Raw genomic sequence first — 16,801 nt, 5'->3', positions numbered from 1 at the left:
ATTTCCTTCGCCGACGGCGATGAGTTCCGGGAAGCCCGGCCGTCTACCTGTCGTACACGCTCGAACAACAGCGTTCGGGCAACAACAGAGAGCGAAGCGGCCATGTCTCGGATGATCTTCGTCAACCTGCCGGTCAAGGACCTCGAAGCGACCAAGTCCTTCTTCGGCAAGCTGGGCTTCTCGTGCAACCCGCAGTTCAGTGACGAGAAAACCGCCTGCCTCGTCATCAGCGACACCATCTTCGCGATGCTTCTCTCCGAGCCGCGCTTCAAGGAATTCACCAAGAAGGAGATCGCCGACTCCTCGAAGTCCGCCGAGGTGATCCTCGCCCTGAGCGCCGACAGCCGGGAGGAGGTGGACCGACTGGTCGACGCCGCCCTCGCCTCCGGCGGCTCGCCCGCCAACGAGACGATGGACTACGGCCACATGTACGGCCGTTCCTTCCAGGACCCGAACCACCACATCTGGGAGGTCGTGTGGATGGACCCGGCCGCCGTCGAGGCCCAGGGCTGAGGCCGACGGCCGATGGCCGATGGCCCGCGGGGGACCGGGTCTCAGGAGGAGAGCCCCGGGTACGTCACCCCCGTGAGCTGCTCGGACGCCACCCAGAGCCGCTCGCTCGCCACGTCGTCCAGCGTCCAGCCCGCCCGCCGGGACGGGGCCGGCGCACCGCGCCAGCCCAGCAGGCCCGGCCCGGTGAACGAATCGGGGGACGCACCGGGCGCGGTGGCCGCGTACAGCGTGGGCAGCGCACCCATGGACGCGGGCTGGGCGATGATCCGGTTGCCGAACCCGAACACCCGCTCCACCATCCTGCGGTTCTCCATCCGGGCGGCGGCGGTCTGCAGGTTGGTCGACGCGTATCCCGGGTGCGCGGCGGCTGCCACCAGACCCGATCCGGCCCTCGCGAGCCGCCGGGCCAGCTCGTGCACGAAGAGCAGATTGGCCGTCTTCGAGCGGGCGTAGGCGATCCAGCGGCGGTAGTTCCGCTCGCTGTTGAGATCCCCCATGTCGATGTTCGACAGGGCGTGCAGCCCGCTGGAGACGCTCACCACCCGCGCCCCGGGCGTGTCGAGGAGCCTCGGCAGCAGCAGCCCGGTCAGGGCGAAGTGCCCGAGGTGGTTGACGCCGAACTGCCGCTCGAAGCCGTCGGCCGTCTTCCCGTACGGGAGGGCCATCACGCCCGCGTTGTTGATCAGCAGGTCGATCCGCTCGGGCACGCGCTTCTCGGCGAACTCGCGCACGGACGCCAGATCGGCCAGGTCGAGCGGTACGAACTCCACGTCCGCGCCGGTCACGGCCGTCCGGATGCGGGACTCGGCCGCCCTGCCGCGCTCCTCGTCGCGGCAGGCGAGCAGCACCCGCGCGCCGCACCGGGCCAGCTCCCGCGCGGTGCACAGGCCGAGCCCGCTGTTGGCTCCGGTGACCACGGCAGTGCGGCCGCTCTGGTCCGGGATGTCGCTCGCGTTCCAGCCCTTGCTCATGGCCCAAGCGTACGGTGGCGGGGCCCCGACCGGACCGGTGCGGTCCGGGGCTCGTGACCGGCCGGGGCCGCGCGGGACAGGGCGGACGGGCGTGCGGCGCGGGCGGTGCGCCGGGCGTGTGGCGGCGCGGGTGTGGCACCGGGCGTGTGGCGGCGCGGGAGTTCGGGAACCTCAGAACCGGCTCAACTTTCCCGCTGTCCGGCCGAAGTGGTTGGACGGGGCACGCATCGCGTCCATAAGGTCGCGCTCATGCCCGACATAACGCTCACCGCTCTGATCGTCCTCTGCCTCGCCGCCGCCGCGGCCGGCTGGATCGACGCGGTGGTGGGCGGTGGCGGGCTGCTCCTGCTGCCCGCGCTGCTCCTGGGCCTGCCGCAGGTCCCCGCCGCGCAGGTGCTGGGCACGAACAAGGCGGTCGCCATCGTCGGTACGTCGGGCGCCGCCGTGACGTACGTGCGCAAGGCGCCGGTCAAGGTCGCGACGGCCCTGCGGATCGGGCTCGCGGCCCTGGCCGGGTCGATGGCGGGGGCGTTCTTCGCCGCCGGGATCAGCAGCGATGTGCTCCGTCCCGTGATCATGGTGGTGCTGCTGGCCGTCGCGGCGTTCGTGATGCTGCGGCCCTCGTTCGGCAGGACCGCGGACGACGACGCGCGGCGCGAGGCCGGCCGGGCCCGTACCGTCGCCGCCATCGTGCTGGTTGGCGGCGGGATCGGCTTCTACGACGGGCTGTTCGGGCCGGGCACGGGCACCTTCCTGGTGCTGGCCCTGACCGCGGTGCTCCACCTCGACCTGGTGAACGCGTCCGCCACCGCCAAGATCGTCAACGTCTGCACCAACGCGGGCGCGCTGGCGATGTTCGCGTACCAGGGTAGCGTGCTGTGGCAGCTGGCCGCGCTGATGGCGGTGTTCAATCTGGCGGGCGGGCTCGTCGGGGCGCGGATGGCGCTCAGCAGGGGCAGCGGCTTCGTCCGCGGCGTACTGCTGGTCGTGGTGTTCTCGCTGGTCGCGAAGCTGGCGTTCGACCAGTGGGCGGGCTGAGGGCCCGCCGGACGGCCCATCCGGCCGCGGACCGCCGGACCGGCTCCGCCCGGCCGCCCGGCCGCAGGCCGCCGGGACCGGCTCGGGGCGGCGGGGGCTCAGCGCACGTCGGTCAGATGCGCGTACGCGACCACGTTGCCCTCGTACCCCGTCTTCTCCGAGAAGCCGCCGCCGCAGGTGATCATCCGCAACGAGGCGTAGGGCGAGGCGCCGTACACCCGCTCGTCGGGGAAGTCGTCGTTCTCGTAGACCTCGATCGCGTCGAGCGAGAAGACTGCGGTGCGCCCGTCCTTGCGGACCACCTCGACCGTGCTGCCCTTCTGCAGGGCGCCCAGGTCGTAGAAGACCGACCTCCCCTGCGCGTTGTCCACGTGACCGGCGACGATCGCGCTGCCCAGGGAGCCCGGGGGAGTGCCGTCGCGGTACCAGCCGACGACATTGCGGTTCCCGGCCGGCGGCACGTCGAGACTGCCGTCGGGGCCGAGCCCGAGACGCATCACCGGGGCGTCGACCCGGATGCTCGGGATGCGCAGGCGTACGGGCTCCGAGGGCCGCAGCGGCTGGGCGAGCGGCGAACCGGGCTGGAGCTCCGGCCCGCCCGCGAAGCCCTGGGCGGTGGTCGGCCCGGGCGGCACCAGCTGGGTGTCGGAGCCGTTCCGGACCAGCCAGACACCGACCAGCGCGGCGATGACCAGCAGCCAGCCCTTGGCCTTCTGGGACACGGTCGTCCTCCGGGTGACGGAAACGGGAACGGTCCCGTCCCGGTGGCGCGCGGCCACCGGGACGGAACGCTGGGCGGTACGGAGACGTGAATCCGCCTCCGTCAGCCGGCTCCCTGCGTGCCGCTCGCCCGGCGACGCAGGAGCCAGGCTCCGCCGACGGCGGTCACGGCGAGAACGCCGGCGCCCGCCGCGATCTGGGTGGTGTCGGACCGGACGCTGCCGCCGACTCCTGTTTTGACGTGCCCGGTCGGGCCGACCGGCGTGGTCGAGGGCCGGTGGCCGGACGACGAGCCGTCGTACTCCGAGGACGAGCTGTCGTGCCCGGACGAGGAACCGTCGTGCTTCGCCGGGTCCTCCCCGCCGGAAGAACTCCAGTCGTCACGGCCGGACGAGGAGCTGTCGTGCCCGGACGACGAACTGTCGTGGCCGGATGACGAGGAGCTGTCGTGCCCGGACGGGTTGTCGCGCCCGCCCGACTCCTCGTCCGCCTTGTCTCCCTTGTCCGTCTTCTCGCCGCGGCCTCCCTCGTTCTCCTCGTCCCCGGAGGCGTTGTCGTGCACGCCCGGCAGGCCGAGCCCGGAGAAGGCGTCGAGACCGCCCGCGGAGTCGAGCAGCGAGGGGGCGTCGAGTCCGGAGAGCGCGTCGAGCCCGAACTGGGCGTCGGCGCCCGACCCGGCGACCGTCTCGTCCGAGCCTCCCTCGTCGGCGGGCTGCGTCACCGGCTCCTCGGCGGTCCGGGACAGGGCGCTCGCCGAGCCGGTCCGCAATGCCCCGGTGTCACCTGCGTACGCGGTCGGACCGGCGGTGAAGAGGCCGAGCGTGGCTATGGTGACCGCCGAGGCGGCGGTACCGGTCACTAGGCGGACAGGACGCATGGTGGGGTTCCTCCGGCGATGGGGGCGAGTCGGTGTGTCCTGGCTCCGAGCTAACGGGCGTGTCGCCATCCATGCCTGCTGACACCGAGTCAGCTTTCACTCGATCGGACCGGCGCGGCGGCCTTGCCAGAACGTGATCGCGCAGGTCACGGCGGTAATCGAAGGTGGCGGGAGGGGGCTTGCTCCGTCCGGTGCCGATCGGGTGACGGCCCCCTCGGGAGAAAGTGGCGTACGTCACATGCATGATGGTGCGGGAGGCGGGCACACGTCTGACACCCCCCACGGGACGGCGCAGCAGGGCCGCCCCAGGCCGCCGCCCCCATCGGGACCGTCCCCCCAGGACCCGGTGGGGGCGGAGCCGTTCCCGGGCCGGCGGAATCGCCCCCCCCGGGATCGGCGAGGCGCGGAGCCGTTCCCGGGCCGGCGGGGGAGTCGCCCCGGCCTGCGGAGGGGGCCGCCCCGGGCCTGCGGGCGGGGTCGTTCCGTAGCGGTCCGGACCGTGCCGTGCACGTTCCGTCACGGCGGCGGGCTTTTGCTGCGGCGGTATTTCGTCCGCATGGCGACCTCGTGGCGGGACCGCCCGAAACCTGGTGTCCGCTCAAAGGTGCAGGTCAGGCTGGTGATCGCACATTCGTGCTCATGCTCCGTACGAAGAAAGTCCCCGCCGCACATGTACACGTCCACCAGACCAGGCATCCCGAGGATGCGTCTTCTCCGTGCGGTGAGGAGGTGCCGCTCGTGGTGCGCCATGTGACCCGCAAGGCGGTGGGCTGGCTCCTGATGATCGTGGTCGCGACCAACGCGACCTACTTCCTGGCCAGTTGGTTCCTGGACCCGCGGTCGAACTTCAAGGAGCTGCGGCCGGTCCGCACCGAGGACCAGATCGCCCGGGCCCTCGAACCGTACAACCTGAGCCCGCAGGAGCCGCTGGTGCACCGGTGGTGGGACTGGCTCACCTCGGTGGTCCTCCACTTCGACTGGGGGAAGTCGCCCACCGGCGTCTCCGTCAACGGGGAGATCGGCTACCGGGCGCTCATCAGCGGGGAGCTGGTCATCGGCGCGACCGTCCTGTCCGTGGTCATCGGCGTCTCGCTGGCCGTGTACACCGCGTCGCGGCAGTACGGCTGGGCCGACCGGATCTCGCAGGCCGTGTCCATCGCGGTGTTCAACATCCCGACCTCCGTCGCCGCGCTCGCCGTGGTCTTCGTCGCCATCTGGCTGAACCAGCACGCCGGGATGGACTTCCTCTACGTCGCCGGGGAGAACTCGCCCGACGTCGAGGGACTGCTCCCGACGATCGGCGACCGCCTGCTGCACCTGATCCTGCCGACCCTGAGCCTGACGCTGATGGGCTACGTCGGCTACCACCTGACGCAGCGTTCGCTGCTGCTGGACACGATCGACGCGGACTTCGTGCGCACCGCCCGGGCCACCGGACTCACCCGGGCCGCGGCCGTCCGCAGGCACGCCCTGCGCGCCGCGCTCATCCCGACGGCGACCTCCGTGGCGTTCGGCATCCCGGCCATGTTCACCGGCGCCGTCATCACCGAGACGATCTTCGGCTGGAACGGCATGGGCCGCTACTTCATCCAGACCATCGGAAAGAACGACGTGCACGGCACGGTCGCGACGGCGGCCTTCGCCGCCGCGCTGACCGCGATCGGCGCGATCCTCGCGGACGTCGCCACGGTCTTCCTCGACCCCCGAGTGAGGGTGAACTGACGTGGCGACGGACATCGGAACCGAGACACCGCCGGCCGCGAACGCGCCGTCGGCCCCGGCGAAGGACGCGCCCCGACTCGGTCTCGGCCGGCTCTACCTGCGACGCTTCCTGCGCAACCGCCTCGCCGTCGCAGGGGTGGTGATCTTCGTGCTGCTGGTGCTCTTCAGCGTGTTCGGCGGCCTGTTCACCCCCTACACCCACTCCGACGCCGACTTCGCCGCGCTCACCCGGCCACCGAGCGGCACCCACTGGTTCGGCACCAACCAGGGCGGCAACGACGTCTACGCCTCCGCCGTGCACGGACTGCGGCGCTCCCTGGCGATCGCCGTGAGCGTCTCCGTCCTGACCGTCGTCGTCGCCGCGGTCATCGGCTCCAGCGCCGCGTACTTCGGCGGCCGGGTGGAGAAGGCGGTCCTCGCCGTCATCCACTTCCTGCTGGTCGTCCCCTCGTTCCTCATCCTCGCCCTGGTCTCCCACCGCCTCGCCGGCGACTGGCGGGTCCTCGTCGTCGTGCTCACGGCGTTCGGCTGGATGTCCACCGCGCGGGTCATCTGGTCCCTCGCGACCTCGCTGCGGGAACGGGACTACGTGAAGGCCGCCGAGTTCATGGGCATCGGCGCGCCGCGCATCATCCTGCGCCACATCATTCCCAACCTCGGCTCGCTGCTGATCGTCAACCTGACGCTCGGCGTCGTCGCGACCGTGCTCGGCGAAACCGCCCTGTCCTTCCTGGGGTTCGGCGTCCAGACCCCGGACGTCTCCCTCGGCACGATGCTCGCGGACGGGGCGGGCACCGTCACCAGCGCCCCGTGGCTCTTCGCCTTCCCCGCGGGACTGGTCGTCCTGCTCACCGTCTCGATGACCTTCGTCGGCGACGGCCTGCGCGACGCCCTCGACCCCACGTCCGTGACCGGAGCGGCAGGAGGCCGACGATGACCACCACCACGACGACCCCCCGTCCCGGCGCCCCGGCCCCCGCCGGCACCGCCCCCGTGCTCTCGGTGCGGGACCTGCGGGTCTCCTTCCCCTCGGAGGCCGGACCCGTCGAGGCGGTGCGCGGCATCGGCTTCGACCTCCTGCCGGGCCGGACCCTCGGCATCGTCGGCGAGTCCGGCTCGGGCAAATCGGCCACCGCGATGGCAGTCATGGGCCTGCTGCCGCCCTCCGCCGAGGTACGGGGGCGGGTGCTGCTCGACGGACGCGACCTGATCGGCCTCGACGACAAGGAGCTCTCCGGGATACGGGGCAACTCCATCGGCATGGTCTTCCAGGACCCGCTGTCCGCGCTCACCCCGATCTTCTCCGTGGGCAGACTGCTCTCCGACGCCCTGCGGGTCCACCGCGACCTGACGAAACGGGCCGCCCGGGAACAGGCCGTCGAACTCCTCGACCTGGTCGGCATCCCCGACCCGAGGAGCCGGGCCAGGTCGTTCCCGCACGAGTTCTCCGGCGGCATGCGCCAGCGCGTCGTCATCGCGCTGGCCATCGCCAACCGGCCGTCCGTCCTGGTCGCGGACGAGCCCACCACCGCCCTCGACGTCACCGTGCAGGCCCAGATCCTGGACGTCCTGCGGCTGGCGCAGAGGGAGACCGGGGCCGGACTCGTCCTCATCACGCACGACCTCGGGGTCGTCGCCGGGCACGCGGACGACATCGCCGTCATGTACGCGGGCCGGATCGTGGAACGGGCGGGCGTGGACGAGCTGTTCCGCCGGCCCACGATGCCGTACACCGCGCGGCTGCTCGCCGCCGTGCCCACCGTCGACAGCGGCGTCCACCGGCCCCTCGTCCCGATCGGCGGGGAACCGCCCGTCCTCGTGGACCTCCCGGCAGGCTGCCCCTTCGCGAGCCGCTGCGCCGTCGCCCGCGACGACTGCCGGGCCGACGAGCCCGAGCTGCGCGAGATCACCGGGCACGGCCACGCGGCCTGCCTGCGCGCGGACGAGATCGCCGCCGGGACCCTGGACCCCACCGGGGACACCGGACCGGCCGACCCGCCCGCCGACTTGTCGGACGGGCCGGGCGGGCGGGCCACCGGCGATGTGGTGCTCAAGGTCGAGGACCTGGTCAAGACCTTCCCGGTCACCAGGGGCGCCGTCCTCAAGCGCCGGGTCGGCACGCTGCACGCCGTCGACCGGGTGAGCTTCGAACTGCGCGCCGGGGAGACCCTGGGGCTGGTGGGCGAGTCGGGCAGCGGCAAGACCACCACCCTGCTGGAGGTCCTCCGGCTGAAGCGGCCCGAGGGCGGCCGGATCGAGGTCGACGGCACCGACGTCGCGACGGTCGGCACCACCGCGCGGGCCCGGGAGCTGCGGCGGGACGTGCAGATCGTCATGCAGGACCCGATGGGGGCCCTGAACCCGAGGCTGCCGGTCTTCCAACTGCTCGCCGAACCCCTGCGGGCCATCGGACGGGACCGCGAGTCGATCGGCTCCCGCGTCCACGAACTGCTCGCCCTGGTCGGCCTGGACGCCTCGGTGGCCGACCGCTTCCCGGCCGCGCTCTCCGGCGGCCAGCGCCAGCGGATCGGCATCGCCAGGGCCCTGGCCACCGAGCCGAAACTGCTCGCCCTGGACGAACCGCTCTCGGCCCTGGACGTGTCGGTGCAGGCCGGGGTGATCAACCTGCTGGCCCGGCTCAAGCGCGAACTCGGCCTCGCCTACCTCGTGGTCGCCCACGACCTGGCCGTGGTCCGGTACGTCTCCGACCGCATCGCGGTGATGTACCTGGGGCAGATCGTCGAGACCGGGGGGACGGAAGACCTTTTCTCCGACCCGAAGCACCCCTACACCCGGGCGCTGCTGTCGGCGATCCCGGTGCCCGACCCGCGGCGGGAACGCACCCGCGAACGCGTCGTGCTGCGGGGCGAGCAGCCGAGCGCCGCCCGCCCGCCCGCGGGCTGCGTCTTCGTCGACCGCTGTCCGCTGTACCGCCTCGCCGGGGAGGACGTGCGCGAACGCTGCCGCACGGAACGCCCCGCGCCGACGGCGGTGGCCGGGCGGCCCGGCCACCAGTACGCCTGTCACGCCGTCTGACCCGGCCCGCGGCACGCCGGGGCGCCGCCGCCCCCCCCGCCCACGAACACAGTTCGTCCCCCGTACCACCGAACCAGAAAGAACCCTTCCGCCATGCGCGCAAGACTCGCCCTGCCCATCGCCCTCGTCGCCGCCGTCTCGGTCGCCGCCACCGCGTGCGACTCCTCAGCCGGGAAGGACGCGACGGACCCGGCGAAGGGCACCCCGAAGACCGCGTCGGCCGCGGCCGACTACAACCCGGTGCCGTACGACCGGATCAAGGACGGCGGCACCTACACCACCGCCGGGACCTTCGACGACCAGGGCAACCCGTTCAACGTCAACGCCACCCTGACCGCGGCCCGGATCTGGGCCTGGTACAACGCCGACGCGATCACGTACTCGCCCACCGGAGAGGTGCAGTACAACCCGGACTACTACAGCGACGTGAAGGTCTCCGTCGAGGGCGGCCGGCAGACGGTCACGCTGACCATCAACGAGAAGGCCGCCTTCAACGACGGCACCCCGATCGACTGGACCGCCATCGAGGCCACCTGGAAGGCCAACAACGGCTCGAACAAGTCGTACGACGCCTCGTCCACCGACGGCTACGACCAGATCACCTCGGTCCACAAGGGCGCGAACGCCAAGCATGCCGTCATCGAGTTCAAGGGCGTCAACGCCGCCTGGACGACCCTGTTCACCACCTTCCTGCACCCGAAGGCGGCCACCGTCGCCAACTTCAACAAGGCGTACGTCAAGAAGGCCCACCCGGAGTGGGGCGCGGGCCCGTACACGGTCGGCAAGTGGGACACCCACTCGGGCGGCGTCACCTTCGTCCGCAACCCGAAGTGGTGGGGCAAGAAGGGCAAGCTCGACAAGCGCGTCTACGTCAACCTGGAGTCGACCGCAGCGGTCAATGCCTTCAAGAACGGCCAGCTCGACTACACCTCGGCCGTCGACGCGGAGAGCCTCAAGCAGGTCAAGGGGCTCAAGGGGACTGAGATCCGCAGCGGCGGCAGCCCCTTCGAGTACTCGCTCTACTTCAACACGAAGTCGGCGAACCTCTCGGACAAGGCCGTCCGCAAGGCCATCCAGCAGAGCATCGACCGCTCCCAGATCGCGAAGATCCAGTTCCAGGGGCTGGACCACAAGGAGCCGCTGCCCGGCTCGGCGTTCCTGTACAGCTTCCAGAAGGGCTATCAGGACAATGTCGCGGCCGTGCTGAAGTACTCGCCGGACGAGGCGAGGAAGACCCTCGACGCGGCCGGCTGGAAGCCCGGCGGCGACGGCATCCGGGTCAAGGACGGCAAGCGGCTCCAGGTCGGCTACACGATCCTCGGCGACGAGCCGCTGGACAAGGCCGTCGCCGGTGCCTTCACCGCGATGCTGAAGCCGGTCGGCGTCGAACTCGTCGTCAAGAAGGCCGACCCCGCGGACTTCTCCGAGATCCTCAGCGAGCGCAGGTTCGACCTCTTCCTGTCGGGGAACCGCTCCATGGACCCGTTCGGCGCCCGCTACCTGTGCGACTTCTACTGCTCGGACCGTGACTCCAACATCACCGGCTCCGGCACCCCGGCCCTGGACGAGGAGATCCGGGCCACCGCCGACATCGCGGACCTCGACGAGCAGATCGCGGCGGCCAACGAGGTCGAGCGGAAGGCGCTCCAGCAGTACGCCTTCCTGCCGCTGTTCAGCGGCCCTTCGACCTACAGCGTGAAGAAGGGCCTCGCCAACGTCGGCGCCACGATCTTCCACAGCCCGCTGCCGGAGACGATCGGCTGGGAGAAGTAGCCCGCACACATCCGGTCCCGGTCCCGGTCCCGGTCCCGGCGCGGTCGCCCGACCGCGCCGGGACGTCAGACCGCGCCGGGATGTCAGATCGCGTCCAGGGGCGCCGCGTCGTACACCCGCCCGATCCGCGCCATCAGCTCCTCGTCCACCGCGAACTCCGTGCCGTCGATCCGCCGGACCGGCGCGATGCCCTGCGAGCTGGTGAGGAACGCCGAGCCGAACGCGGACAGCGTGTCCAGCGTCACCGGGCGCCGCACGGACTCCGTCCCCGCACCGGGCAGGCCCCGCTCCAGCAGCGCCATGGTGATGCCGATCAGGCACGGCGCGTCGGGCCAGACCACCGAAGTGCCGTCCCAGAAGCCGATGTTGGTGATCGCCCCTTCCGTCACCGTGCCGTCCGGCGCGGTCAGCAGGGCCTCGTCGAAACCGGCACGTGCGGCCAGCCGCGCGTAGTACGTCTGGCCGAACTCCCCGGGGCGCTTGATGTGCGGCACGGTGCGGACGTACGGGACGGACATCAGGGCGTGCGGTTCGGCGGACTTCCGGGCCGGCCCGCGCACCGTCACCATGACGGTGGTCTCCTCGTCGCCCGGGGACAGGAAGCCGTGCACCCGGACCGAGGCGTCCCGCACCCCGGCACCGTCCAGCGCGTGCCGGACCAGCCCGCGGACCCGCTCCCCGTCCAGCGGCCGCTCGAACAACTCCCGGTTCGCGGCGTCCAGCCGGGCCAGATGCAGCGCGAGACCGCGTACCTTCCCGTCCCTGACCTGCATGGCGGTGAAATGGCCGTAGCCGAGGAAGGCCGGAATCCGCAGGTCCTCCTCGGTGGCCGGTCGCCCGTCGAACTCGGCGTACGGAAAGGGCTGGGGCGGGGGAGTCGTCATGCCCCCACCGTAGGGCCGGGGGCCGGGGGCCGGGGGCCGGGGGCCGGGGGCCGGGGGCCGGGGCCGGGGCCGGTCAGGACGGTTCCGGTGCGTGCGTGGTCAGGAACACGGCGGTTCGTCGGGCGTGCCCTCGGGCAGCAACTTGCGCTCGGCGGCGGTGTAGTCCCGCCCGGCGGCGTCGCAGAGCGCCCGGAACTGTGACTCGGGCCGCAGGTCGAAGCTCTGCTTCACACCTTTCGACTCGACGGTCAGACGGTGCCCGTCGAGGTGGAGCAGGCCCGGTGGTACAGGCATCGAGAAGTTGTCACGGCTCTTCTTCGGGTCGATGAAATGGAGGCGCTTGTCGCGGAAGGCGACAACACGCCCGTCCGCTGTCAGACCGGCGAGCTGGTCCTCCGTCTTCCACGACACGGGCGGTGCGACCGACTTCCGGCTCGACACGTTCCAGACCTGCGCCCGGGTGTCGGTGTTGACGACCGCGAGGTGCGTGCCCGCCGGGTCGAAGACGAACGACGCGGGGTACTGGGCGGCGGGCGGCCCCGTGGTGATGGGCATCCTGCGCAGTGTGGTCACGAGCCGGGAGTCGCGCAGATCCCACACCAGGACCGCGTTGCGCCCGATGGTGGAGCCGAATGTCGCCGTCGCGACCTGCCCGGGGTGCTTCGGTCTTGCGGCGAGCTGAATGTTTCCGAAGTGGACGTCGTCCCCGCTGCCGCCGTCACGCGCGTCCCGGTGGATCGAGAAGGGGCGCGTCGTCACCTTCCCGGTGGCGGTGTCCACCCGCGCCAGCCGGGCGTCGGCGGAGACGACGGCGATCTCGCTGCCGCCGACGCCGACCACAGCCATGACCTGGTCGAAGTCCGGCAGCGCGTCGGTCAGGGGAGTGGACCGTGACCCGGCGTCGTCCATCGAATGGGAACGGAGGAGTCTGCCGTTTTCCCCCCACACCACCAGCCGTTGGGAGTCAGCGGTCCACGCCGCCGTCCAATCCCTCGCCCAGCCTTTCGACCGGATCGGCCGGGGAAGGCGGAAGGACCGAATCCGCTCGCGGCGGGAAGTGTCCAGGACACTGATCCGCCCATCCGCGAGCCGGGCGAGGCGTCCCCCGTCGGGAGACAGCGTCTCCACGCTCTCTTCCAGCCGGCCGGACCGGAAGCGCTCGCCGCCGACCGGTTCGGCCCGTGCTTCCAGCAGGGTCGACCCCAGGATCGCCAGGACCGTCGGCCCTTCTCCCTCTCCCGGGACGACGGCGATCTCCGGCCAGTTCCCGAAGCCGGCACTGGGGAGGCGGGTGTGGTACGCGCGGCTGCCGCGTACGTCGAGCAGAAGGATCTCCACGTACTCCAGCTCCGCGCCCGTGCCCGGTTCGACGGTCGCCATGTCGTAGGTGTAGCGCTCGGTGACGTCGTACTGGAAAGCGCTGGACGCCTCGTACGCACGCCCCGGTGTCCGGCCGAGTTCCAGCGCCTTTCCGGGTTCGTCCCTCTCGGGAGCGACGAGGTTTCCGCCCTCCCGGAACCTCGCGTGCCCCGAAGCGTTCACGTTCCTGGAGTACAGCAGACGTCCGGACGAGAGGTCCCGCACCTCCACGGTTCCCTCGCCCTCCCCAGGAGCGGGAATGACCGCCACGGAGTCCGCGTCGGAGGTGAACGCCACATCGCCCAGGCTCTTCCCCAGCGCGATCCGGTGGGTCGCCCCCGGCCCGTCGTCGAGGCCGGTCCCCCATACGTCCACGAGGGCCCTGCTGCACCGCTTCCCGGCGGTGACGCACCCTTCGGCGGGGACGATCCCCAGGAGGAGCCGGCTGCTGTCGCTGCTGAAGTCCAGCCTCGTGTCCATGCCTCCGCGGAGTTCGTAGGGGCTGCTCGTCAGTACCGCGGGGCGTTTCGCGCCGTCACCGCCCGTCCGCCACAGGCGGACGTCCCCCGTGGGGACGGCGGCCGCGACGAAGCGCCCGTCGGGGCTCATCACAACCCGCAGATCGCCCGCGGGGACGTCGCCGAGTTCGCGCGCGCGGCGCTCACCGCCCGGGGCACCGGTGACCACGGTCAGCGCCGACTGGCCGCCCGAGACCTCCGATTCCACCACCAGCGTCCGGCCGTCGTCGCTCGCGGCCAGACTCTCGACGTCGCCGCGCCACAGGTCCGGATACGAGCCCGTGACGTACTGCCCCCGCACGTACTGGTTCATCAGCGCCTGCCGGCTCTGCGGGGTGTCCGCCGCGTGCCACGCCGCCAGGGCCAACTGCAGTGCCGTGCCCGGATCGTCGGGCGGGCGCTGTTCCGCGGCCTGGGCGAGGAGGCCGGACGCCTGGGTGCGCAGCTGCCGCTCGGTGTCCCGGAGGCTCCGGTACGTGATGAACACCAGGACGACCGCGAGAGCGGTCAAGGTGGCCAGCACCGCCACGGCGGCCTGCCGCAGACGGGTGCCGCGCCGTGCGTGCCGCCTGCTGAGGCGGACGTACTCCCGCTCGGCCGCCGGGATGTCGTCCGGGTCGGGGTGCTCGGCCATCCGGCGTTCCGCCTCGGCCAGGTCCGTGCCGCCGAGGAGGCGGGCGGGCTCGCGCTGCTGGGACCGCCAGCGGTCCAGGTCGGCGCGCACCTGCTCCTGCCAGAGGCGGAAGTCGCGGGACTCGGTGAGCCAGCGCCGGAGGCGGGGCCAGTGGACGGTCAGGGCCTCGTGCGCCAGGTCGACGATCTCCTCGTGCCCGTCGCCGCCCGGCGCGTGGGAGAGGACGACGAGCTTGTCCGGGGCGAGCCTGCGCGCGATCCCGACGAGCTCCGGGGCGAGGTCGGCCGCGCGGGTCGGCCTGCGGGTGAAGGCGTCGCCGTCGCCCGGGCGGGCGAGCTGGACGAAGAGCCGCCGGGCGAGGCCCCGTTCGGACTTCGACAGCTTCTCGTAGGCGTCGTCGGCGGCACCGACCAGCGCGCCCGCGACCCCGCCCAGCCCGTCGTACGCCGCGTGCGTGAGCATGGCCCGGCTGCGCCGCCGCCACAGCTCGGTCAGCGCGAACTGGACCAGCGGCATGCGGCCGGGCTCGTCGCCCGCGTCCGCGACGATCCGCTCCGGCAGGCCCGCCTCGAACCACAGCCCGGGCACGGCGTCGACCGGTGCGGTCACCGCCCGCCCGAGGTCCTCCGGGGCCAGTGGTGCGAGGAACCGGACGGCCTCGCTGACGAGGTCGGAGGTGTCGGCCGTGATCAGCGCGTCGAGGGACCCGGGGCGGGCCGTCGCGACGACCCGCAGGCCCCCGCCCGCCAGGCCGTCCAGCAGGCCGAGGAGCGCCCGGCCGGCATCGGGCCCGGCGCTCACGTACTCCTCCAGCTGGTCCACGAAGAGGACGTGGCCGCCGGAGCCCCCGCCCCGGGCCAGCACCCGGGCGCGCAGCTCGGCGGCGAAGTCGCCGTTCGCCTCCAGCAGGCCCGCCAACTCCTCGGCCCGCACGAGGCGTTCGACCTCGCCCAGCTCCGGCTCCAGCACCCCGGCCAGCGCCCGTGCGACGACCGCGGCGGGGCGCACCCCCGGCACGGGCCGCAGCTCCGTCACGCCCGCCCCGGCCGCCCGCAGACGGGGCAGCACACCGGCGCTCACGAGCGACGACTTGCCGCACCCCGACGGCCCGGCCACCAGCGTCAGGGAACGCCCGCGGACGGCGGCGAGCAGCCGCTCGGTGTCGGCGTCCCGGCCGTGGAAGAACTCGGCGTCGTCCCCGGTGAACGCGGTAAGCCCCCGGAACGGGCAACGCGGCACCAGCGTCGCCTCGTCGACCAGATCGGCCGAGGGCAGCAGATACGCGGTGCGCTCCTCCACGTGGGCGGCGACCGTCATGCCGACGACGCCGTCCTGCGCGTCGTCCCAGACCGGCGCCCCGCTGAAGCCCTTCACGACGCGCGGACCGGGCTCCTCGGTCTCCATCTGCACCCAGCCGGACCCCAGCCCGGCGCGCAGGGTGCCGTGGGCCCAGACACCGTGCCCCGCGTCGGCCGGGAACCCCATGGTCCGGAAGGGGTGTTCCCACACGTCCGTCCCGTCGACCAGCGGTGCGGGCCGGGTGCCCCCGACCGGTCCGTCGAGCCGCAGCAGTGCGACGTCGCCGCCGCCCGCGCGCCAGGACTCCACAATCGCGCGCGTCCGGGGGCGGCCGGCGACCAGGGGGAAGTCGATCTCGACGGCCCGGTCGGGCGGCTCCTCGGGACCGGTCCCCGGCAGCCCGAGCGCTCTGGCGACGACATGCGCACAGGTGCACAACACGTCGCCGGCGACCAGGAATCCGGCTCCGACCACCCTGCCGTCGCCCGCGTACACCCGTGCCTGCGACGCCTCCAGGGCGTCGCTCCCCCGTAACACAGCCATGGACAGCCCCTCGCGGATCCCGGACGGCGATGTGGCGATGTGTCGTACCCGTCGAACCGGCGTCTTCGGGGCATCACGGTACGCACAACTTCCGTGCGGAACACGTGTTTCGGCGGATTGCCGGTCAACCCGGCCATCAGGGAGGGGAGGAACGGGGGATCCGGTGGGACCGGATCGAACGGGCTTGACCTCAACCATGGTTGACGTAAGAGCCTCTTCGCATGGAACTCACCGAAGCACCCGTGTCCACCGTTTCCACGACCGGCTCCACCGCGCCCCTGAAGGTCGCGGTCATCATCGCCAGCAACCGCGAGGGGAGGTTCGCCCCCGTCGTCTCCAACTGGTTCCTCTCCCGCACCGCGGACCGCCCCGACATCGAGACGGACGTGATCGACGTCGCGGAGCTCGACCTCCCGGTCGCCCTCTCCTACCGGCCCGACCCCGACGCGCAGGCCCGGCTCGCGGCCGTCTCGTCGAGGCTGGCGGCGGCCGACGCCTTCGTCGTCGTCACCCCCGAGTACAACCACTCCTTCCCGGCCCCGCTGAAGAACCTCATCGACTGGCACCGCGACGAGTGGCAGGCCAAGCCCGTCGCGTTCGTCTCGTACGGCGGGGTGTCCGGCGGGCTGCGGGCCGTCGAGCACCTGCGGCAGGTCTTCGCGGAGCTGCACACGGTCGGCATCCGCGACACCGTGTCCTTCCACAACGCGGGCGCCCTGTTCGACGACGAGGGCCGGCACCTGGACCCGGCGGGCTGCGACGCGGCGGCCAAGGTGCTGCTCGACCAGCTGGTCTGGTGGGGGCACGCGCTGCGCGACGCCAAGGCCGTGCGCCCGTACGGCCACTGACCGCGGGCGGTGCCGGGCCGGGCCGTCCGCCCGGCACCCGGCCGTCGTGCCGGTCGCGCGGCGCCG

The 16,801-nt window shown here is 72.3% G+C and carries 12 protein-coding genes; 7 read left to right on the top strand and 5 right to left on the bottom strand.

The annotated features are described in order from the left end of the window. Nucleotides 1-102 precede the first annotated feature (102 nt). On the top strand, nucleotides 103-513 hold the full coding sequence (locus ABZZ04_RS08040; RefSeq protein WP_356931350.1) for a VOC family protein: 411 nt from the start codon (nucleotides 103-105) through the stop codon (nucleotides 511-513). A gap of 41 nt (nucleotides 514-554) precedes the next feature. Here ABZZ04_RS08040 and ABZZ04_RS08035 read toward each other — a convergent pair whose 3' ends face one another. Then, nucleotides 555-1,484: an oxidoreductase gene (locus ABZZ04_RS08035; protein ID WP_356931349.1), complete on the bottom strand. Its 930-nt coding sequence runs from the start codon at nucleotides 1,482-1,484 to the stop codon at nucleotides 555-557. Nucleotides 1,485-1,733: 249 nt separating this feature from the next. Here ABZZ04_RS08035 and ABZZ04_RS08030 point away from each other — a divergent pair, with 249 nt between their 5' ends. Then, nucleotides 1,734-2,522: a TSUP family transporter gene (locus tag ABZZ04_RS08030; protein WP_148834997.1), complete on the top strand. Its 789-nt coding sequence runs from the start codon at nucleotides 1,734-1,736 to the stop codon at nucleotides 2,520-2,522. Nucleotides 2,523-2,620: 98 nt separating this feature from the next. Here ABZZ04_RS08030 and ABZZ04_RS08025 read toward each other — a convergent pair whose 3' ends face one another. Further along, nucleotides 2,621-3,244, bottom strand: a complete 624-nt coding sequence (locus ABZZ04_RS08025) for a class F sortase (protein WP_356931348.1) — start codon at nucleotides 3,242-3,244, stop codon at nucleotides 2,621-2,623. Nucleotides 3,245-3,345: 101 nt separating this feature from the next. Beyond that, on the bottom strand, nucleotides 3,346-4,119 hold the full coding sequence (locus ABZZ04_RS08020; RefSeq protein WP_356931531.1) for a hypothetical protein: 774 nt from the start codon (nucleotides 4,117-4,119) through the stop codon (nucleotides 3,346-3,348). Between the two features lie 738 nt (nucleotides 4,120-4,857). Between ABZZ04_RS08020 and ABZZ04_RS08015 the strand changes: the two genes are divergently transcribed. From ABZZ04_RS08015 to ABZZ04_RS08000, 4 genes are all read left to right on the top strand, one after another. Next, the gene (locus tag ABZZ04_RS08015) at nucleotides 4,858-5,841 is read left to right on the top strand and encodes an ABC transporter permease (protein WP_356931347.1); all 984 of its coding nucleotides are present in this window, start codon (nucleotides 4,858-4,860) and stop codon (nucleotides 5,839-5,841) included. A 97-nt stretch (nucleotides 5,842-5,938) separates the two neighbouring features. Beyond that, nucleotides 5,939-6,778 (top strand): ABC transporter permease, encoded by an 840-nt coding sequence (locus ABZZ04_RS08010; RefSeq protein ID WP_356931518.1) that lies wholly within the window; start codon nucleotides 5,939-5,941, stop codon nucleotides 6,776-6,778. Beyond that, the gene (locus ABZZ04_RS08005; protein WP_356931345.1) at nucleotides 6,775-8,877 is read left to right on the top strand and encodes an ABC transporter ATP-binding protein; all 2,103 of its coding nucleotides are present in this window, start codon (nucleotides 6,775-6,777) and stop codon (nucleotides 8,875-8,877) included. Before ABZZ04_RS08010 ends, ABZZ04_RS08005 begins: the two co-directional genes overlap by 4 nt. Before the next feature lie 93 nt (nucleotides 8,878-8,970). Next, complete coding sequence (locus ABZZ04_RS08000; RefSeq protein ID WP_356931344.1) at nucleotides 8,971-10,650, top strand: ABC transporter family substrate-binding protein; 1,680 nt, start codon at nucleotides 8,971-8,973, stop codon at nucleotides 10,648-10,650. Between the two features lie 83 nt (nucleotides 10,651-10,733). Here ABZZ04_RS08000 and ABZZ04_RS07995 read toward each other — a convergent pair whose 3' ends face one another. Together ABZZ04_RS07995 and ABZZ04_RS07990 are read right to left on the bottom strand one after the other, a co-directional pair. Then, on the bottom strand, nucleotides 10,734-11,534 hold the full coding sequence (locus tag ABZZ04_RS07995) for an aminotransferase class IV family protein (RefSeq protein ID WP_356931343.1): 801 nt from the start codon (nucleotides 11,532-11,534) through the stop codon (nucleotides 10,734-10,736). A gap of 99 nt (nucleotides 11,535-11,633) precedes the next feature. Further along, on the bottom strand, nucleotides 11,634-15,887 hold the full coding sequence (locus tag ABZZ04_RS07990) for an AAA family ATPase (protein WP_356931342.1): 4,254 nt from the start codon (nucleotides 15,885-15,887) through the stop codon (nucleotides 11,634-11,636). Nucleotides 15,888-16,108: 221 nt separating this feature from the next. Between ABZZ04_RS07990 and ABZZ04_RS07985 the strand changes: the two genes are divergently transcribed. Further along, entirely contained in the window at nucleotides 16,109-16,735 is a 627-nt protein-coding gene (locus ABZZ04_RS07985) for an NAD(P)H-dependent oxidoreductase (RefSeq protein ID WP_356931341.1), read from the top strand. The last annotated feature ends 66 nt before the right edge of the window (nucleotides 16,736-16,801 follow it).

It is taken from the genome of Streptomyces sp. NPDC006435 (genome assembly GCF_040612315.1).
Classification (GTDB): domain Bacteria; phylum Actinomycetota; class Actinomycetes; order Streptomycetales; family Streptomycetaceae; genus Streptomyces.
This window is presented reverse-complemented; position numbering and strand designations above follow the sequence as displayed.

Excerpts from the sequence above, each read along its gene's own strand:
- ABZZ04_RS08040 (WP_356931350.1), top strand. The coding sequence starts at position 103 with ATGTCTCGGATGATCTTCGTCAACCTGCCGGTCAAGGACCTCGAAGCG.
- ABZZ04_RS08035 (WP_356931349.1), bottom strand. The coding sequence starts at position 1,484 with ATGAGCAAGGGCTGGAACGCGAGCGACATCCCGGACCAGAGCGGCCGC.
- ABZZ04_RS08030 (WP_148834997.1), top strand. The coding sequence starts at position 1,734 with ATGCCCGACATAACGCTCACCGCTCTGATCGTCCTCTGCCTCGCCGCC.
- ABZZ04_RS08020 (WP_356931531.1), bottom strand. The coding sequence starts at position 4,119 with ATGCGTCCTGTCCGCCTAGTGACCGGTACCGCCGCCTCGGCGGTCACC.
- ABZZ04_RS08005 (WP_356931345.1), top strand. The coding sequence starts at position 6,775 with ATGACCACCACCACGACGACCCCCCGTCCCGGCGCCCCGGCCCCCGCC.
- ABZZ04_RS08000 (WP_356931344.1), top strand. The coding sequence starts at position 8,971 with ATGCGCGCAAGACTCGCCCTGCCCATCGCCCTCGTCGCCGCCGTCTCG.
- ABZZ04_RS07995 (WP_356931343.1), bottom strand. The coding sequence starts at position 11,534 with ATGACGACTCCCCCGCCCCAGCCCTTTCCGTACGCCGAGTTCGACGGG.
- ABZZ04_RS07990 (WP_356931342.1), bottom strand. The coding sequence starts at position 15,887 with ATGGCTGTGTTACGGGGGAGCGACGCCCTGGAGGCGTCGCAGGCACGG.
- ABZZ04_RS07985 (WP_356931341.1), top strand. The coding sequence starts at position 16,109 with ATGGAACTCACCGAAGCACCCGTGTCCACCGTTTCCACGACCGGCTCC.